The organism is Bartonella sp. AD328YNZD (genome assembly GCF_042196425.1).
Genome location: NZ_JBHIQG010000189.1, coordinates 1 through 5,041, shown reverse-complemented (window position 1 = coordinate 5,041; position 5,041 = coordinate 1). Strand labels below are relative to the sequence as shown.

Below are 5,041 nucleotides of genomic sequence, written 5' to 3'. Positions count from 1 at the left end.
GTGAGTAATAATTCTATTCGACCGACTGAAGTGCCAAGTTTAATTGCTGATGTCCATGCTGCTTTTCGTAAAGCAGGGAATCTAGAGTTAACAGAAGTCGAAGTTGAAAAACAAAGGCCTGCCGTTAATCCGAAGCGTTCAGTATTTCCTGATTATCTCATTTGCCTTGAAGATGGAAAGAAGTTTAAATCTCTAAAGCGTCATCTCATGACACATTATGGAATGTTGCCAGAGGAATATCGTGAAAAATGGCAGTTAGATAGTTCTTATCCTATGGTAGCGCCTAATTATGCAAAAACACGATCGGCTTTGGCCAAAGAAATGGGGCTTGGACGCAAAAGCAAACGGAAAAAAACTAAATAATCTTATTTTGCGAAAAAATGGTTTCATGTATAAAGTTTATTTTAGTATACATGTTTTGTGTGAAGCTTTTGTATATATAGCAATTTCTACCAAAGGTATTACATATAGCTTTCGTTACGAATCCGTTTAATCATTGATTTCAGACCATTTGATCGTTGTGGTGTAAGATTTTCATTTAAACCAAGTTTTTCAAAGAGCTCTTGAGCATCAGAATTGCGAATTTCAGAAGCTTTTTTGCCTGAATAAAAAGCAAGAAGTATATAAATGAGTCCACGCACAATATGAGCATCGGAATCACCTTGAAACGTCAATATTGGATCTTCTGAGTTATTACGTGAAGATAAAAGCCACACTTGGCTAACACAACCAGGAACTTTGTGAGCATCGTTTCGAGCGCTTTCCGGAAAAGGTGGCAATTCATAGCCAAGCTCGATGACATAACGATAACGATCTTCCCAATTATCCAAAAGCGAAAAGTTATCTATAATATTACCGATTGTGTCCGCCATTATTTTAGTCCTGTTTCGTTTGAATAATCATTCTTGAATACACTTATAAAAAATAAATATTTATTCTTCCTAACATAAATAACACAAAGAACGTTAAAAATCCTTATTTCAAGATAACATTGCATGGTTTTGTAAGAACTCTTGTATTTCGATTTTGTAAGAAACATTAGGGAAAGTCTCTGATATTATTTTTGTTTCCTAATATGTTCCCTAAATATTCATAAGCAGCTCTTGCACCGTAATATGCGCGCTCGCCAAGTGAACTTAAAAAGGATTTTCCTACTTTGCAGGTTTTTATATTACGGTCACAAAATGCGCCTAAGTCATTTAAGGCTTCCTTAAAAGCAACAATCACATCGCTCGTTGTTGTCTCATTATTTTGGGGGATAGAAGAATGATTACTGCTTGGATCTGCTACAAAAAATGAAACAATGACAAAAATAAAAAATAAAAAAAATGATAATTTGATTAAAAAACGTATCATGGATAATCAATGTACCGCAGTGGTAAATACAATAAAAGAAGCATTTTATCCACCGTTGCTTTATAAACAATTTATAAAATGTACTTTTTATAAAATTGAGTATTCATGTATTGGATCTATATCATTGGCTTTTTTATAAATATGGCACAATTCCGCTGTATAAAATGGGATACATTGTCTATTCAGTAAAAAATTAACATCAAAATTATACACTTACAAGCTGGTCATGTTAATAAACATACTATGATAAAAAATGAGAGAGATAATCATGTTGTGTACATAATTATTTTAAATAATAATCCACCATCTTAGCTTAGTTGAAAAGGCTAACAAGAGTAAACTCTGTTATTCTGATTCTAGTGTCGATAAAATATTTATATTATCTATAAAATTTTTACTGGAATGTTATAAAAATAGTCAACATGTCGATAAAAACATCAAAAAAATAACTGCATCTCTTATGATTACATCTCAAACCAGTTTTTTTCTATAACATTGTAAACATCAATTTAATTGATACTTATGAAAATTATTTAATAGAAGGAATTTATACAAAAATATAATAATATTGATAGATAATTATTCTTACCAAACCGTTTATGGATAAGTAACCATCTATATGTAAATTATAAAGAATAGATAATGATTGTCATCTTTTTAGTGTTATAGGCAAATATTTTCAATTTTAGTTTAAATAATAGCCAAACATATGCCCCAAAATGAAGAATAACGTGGCATTATTGTTTAGATAATTATATGTGATAATGCAGTTTGCAAACACCAAAATGATCTTGAATGCTAATCATTTGGTGCTCTCTTTATACACATTAAAGATTTATATAAAATAAAATGAAATGAATAAAAGTTGATAAGAACTCTTGTTGATTTATCAACTTATAAATTGATATAATGAAGCCGCTCGTTCTAGGAGTTTGAAAGGAAAATCAATAATGTCAATGCACTTTTCGCTGTCTGAAAATAAGAACTGATTCATATTCGTTTCCTAATTTATATTTGTTTCTTTGTAAAAAATAAACGCAACTGAAAATAAAAGTAATGGCAACAAAACGAAAGACATACCGAAAAAAAAATGTAAAACACCGTAAATACTATAGTAGTATTGTTATAACGCTTCTTCTTATAATTTTTCATTTTATTTTTTGGAGTGTAAAAACTCTTTATTTCTATACAAGAAAAAATACTTTATTTTTTGTTGGATCTCTTCTTTTTAGCATTAGTTTTTTATTTATTTCATTTAATGCTTTATTTTTGCAAATGACAACGCATCAAAATATTTTAACTCAAATGAAATTTTCCTCTGTTCAAAGTATAGGTAAGAGCTCTATTTTATCGGAAAAAGAAGAAAAATCACAAGAACTCTCCCGTGTAACTTCTGTACATTCTCAAAGTCAGAACCACACAAATTCACCTTTACCCTCTCAATCAGCAAGCATGCTGGAAAAGCAAAAAGAACTAACAAAATTAGGCCTTTATGATGGACCATTAGATGGACTGGAAGGACCTAAAACACGCCGAGCCATCACTTTATGGAAACAGCAAACTGCTCAGAGAATGCAAAAGAATGTTCTATCTAATCCCGCAACAGATGAAATCGCGATATTAATTAAGCAAAGCGAAATAGAAACAAACAATACAAAAAATATGACACACTTAAAAGAAGCTATTTTAGAGCCTTCTGTTGAAGATATTATACAAGTGCAAAAAGCTTTACATATTTTTGGGAATGAGGAGGTTATTGTCACAGGAATAGAAGATCAAAAGACGATAGAAGCCTTAAAACAGTTTCAAAAAATATTTGATCTTCCTGTAACAGGTAAAATTAATCACACAATTTTAATGAAAATGCGTGAAGTTGGTTTATTAAATTGAAGTAATCTCTTAATTTATAATGATAATTCATCTTTCGTTTATTTAATATTCCCCTCAAACATTCCTTCATCTCAAGCCCTCTTATATTCAATCAATCAGAATGGTTTTCTTACACATTACATATTGAGCCGTACAATTTGCTGCAAAAAAAACACAACCGATTGCAGAAAAAAGAAATATTGCAAAATAGCAAACGTGCTCGTTCTACCATTTTTATTGCCTCTGATGATAAAAGAACACGAAATTTTTGTAGTATCACGTAAACCTTTCATATCATCGAGCCACGAATTGTCCATATATTATCGTCAATTTGATCTTTATAAATATGATGCAAAGAATTTGTGCAAACATCTGTAAAGATAAGTAGACGTAAGGCTAGTTGTGTTATGATTGTTGTTTCGCAAAGTGTCTGATAAAAAACCAGCACTTCTCTCCAATCTATTGCTGGAAAATTATGTGTTTTATGACATTGTTTTCCTAAGAGAGCGTGTGCGTTTAGTATTGCCTATAAATCAACATCCAAACCTAACGCAGCAGTATGTTTGAAACAAATATTAAGACAGTTTAGTACTTCTCTCAGCTGTCATAGCTTTTGTATGCCAAATGGAGGCAAGAATATTGCGCATCTCTGTTTGTATAATCTCCTTAAAACAGGAAAACAGCCTAATTTGGAAAGAATATGAAAATTTAAGGTAAAAACCAGTTTTCATCTTTGCCATTTCCTTTTAATTCAGCTTTACACCTTTCAATAACATCTAAAGTAATATCTTTAATGGAGATTACCTATTGCCTCATGCTTTTATTTATCACATGTCTTTTTGGCCTCACTCCCCCTCACCTAAAATAAAATGTCCCAAACGGAATATACTTGGATTGCCATTCACGGGCTTTCTTAAAAAACACCTCTAAAGCACCCAAGACCACTTCGCAACAACGCCCGTGAATAATAATAGCAGCCCCAGCGCCGCGCATCATCTTTACGCTTTTTGTCAAGAAGCAAGCCGGCACCATTACACATTTACCTACCTTCAATTTGTGACAGCTCTTGACATTTGAGATGATTCATAAAAGGCATATCCTTACTTTATTTTTTTATCCACAGACACTCATCCCGCCTATAACACACAAAAAACATGGTTTTGATTGATTCATTATAAAAAAAGTCGAAATGAGAGGATTTTATGATATTTACAGCTTTCATTCAATATAAGAAATAAAAAATTATCATTATAAATCAACAGATTGTGTAAATTTGATATTCCTTCATAAGTGTAAAGACGGTAGTGCATAATGGAGTTTATAAATTTTGGGAAGATTTTCATAAACTTACGGAGAGTTTTACATAATCCCCATTCCACGAATGTCAATGTGAAATGGGGCATCTACTGAGAAATGTCTATCTCAAACAGCATGATATGCAAAAAAATGCATTTGTTTGCAGCATTCTATCTTGCGTGAGGAGCTCATTCCCCTATAAAAAAGCAAATGCATAAATTGACTGCACAATAACACGTTTCTCTCTATCAAGAGGTTCGCCAATAGAAAGTGATTAATAATACATCTTTTGTCTATCCTGCTTTATATTTTCTCTCATAAACCTCTAAAAAAACACTTTCTCGCGTAACATAACTTATCGTGCATTTTAGAAACATTTTTATTCCCTTTATTAAAGAAAATAAAAAATATATAAAAATTTATTTCTGTAATAACTATACAACAAAAAATATTAACCCATTACATCCTTTTTGCTATTGCGGCCTGAGCTGCTGCTAAACGAGCAATTGGTACTCGAAAA

4 protein-coding genes and 1 pseudogene are annotated in these 5,041 nt (G+C 31.5%); 2 read left to right on the top strand and 3 right to left on the bottom strand.

The features are described from left to right. The coding region (locus ACFIO3_RS08785; RefSeq protein ID WP_375704329.1) for a MucR family transcriptional regulator at positions 1-363 on the top strand (363 nt) is incomplete at its 5' end. Between the two features lie 98 nt (positions 364-461). On the opposite strand, the gene ACFIO3_RS08780 is transcribed toward ACFIO3_RS08785, so the two are convergent. Both ACFIO3_RS08780 and ACFIO3_RS08775 read right to left on the bottom strand, forming a co-directional pair. Continuing rightward, positions 462-872 carry a SufE family protein gene (locus ACFIO3_RS08780; protein ID WP_375606387.1) on the bottom strand — a complete coding sequence of 137 codons (411 nt, stop codon included), beginning with the start codon at positions 870-872 and terminating at the stop codon, positions 462-464. Positions 873-980: 108 nt separating this feature from the next. After that, positions 981-1,356: pseudogene (locus ACFIO3_RS08775) on the bottom strand (DUF5330 domain-containing protein). A 1,056-nt stretch (positions 1,357-2,412) separates the two neighbouring features. Here ACFIO3_RS08775 and ACFIO3_RS08770 point away from each other — a divergent pair. After that, entirely contained in the window at positions 2,413-3,246 is an 834-nt protein-coding gene (locus ACFIO3_RS08770; RefSeq protein ID WP_375606388.1) for a peptidoglycan-binding domain-containing protein, read from the top strand. Positions 3,247-4,138: 892 nt separating this feature from the next. Here the strand turns inward: ACFIO3_RS08770 and ACFIO3_RS08765 are convergent. After that, complete coding sequence (locus ACFIO3_RS08765) at positions 4,139-4,264, bottom strand: hypothetical protein (protein ID WP_375704328.1); 126 nt, start codon at positions 4,262-4,264, stop codon at positions 4,139-4,141. Between the last annotated feature and the right edge of the window lie 777 nt (positions 4,265-5,041).

Excerpts from the sequence above, each read along its gene's own strand:
- ACFIO3_RS08780 (WP_375606387.1), bottom strand. The coding sequence starts at position 872 with ATGGCGGACACAATCGGTAATATTATAGATAACTTTTCGCTTTTGGAT.
- ACFIO3_RS08770 (WP_375606388.1), top strand. The coding sequence starts at position 2,413 with ATGGCAACAAAACGAAAGACATACCGAAAAAAAAATGTAAAACACCGT.
- ACFIO3_RS08765 (WP_375704328.1), bottom strand. The coding sequence starts at position 4,264 with ATGTGTAATGGTGCCGGCTTGCTTCTTGACAAAAAGCGTAAAGATGAT.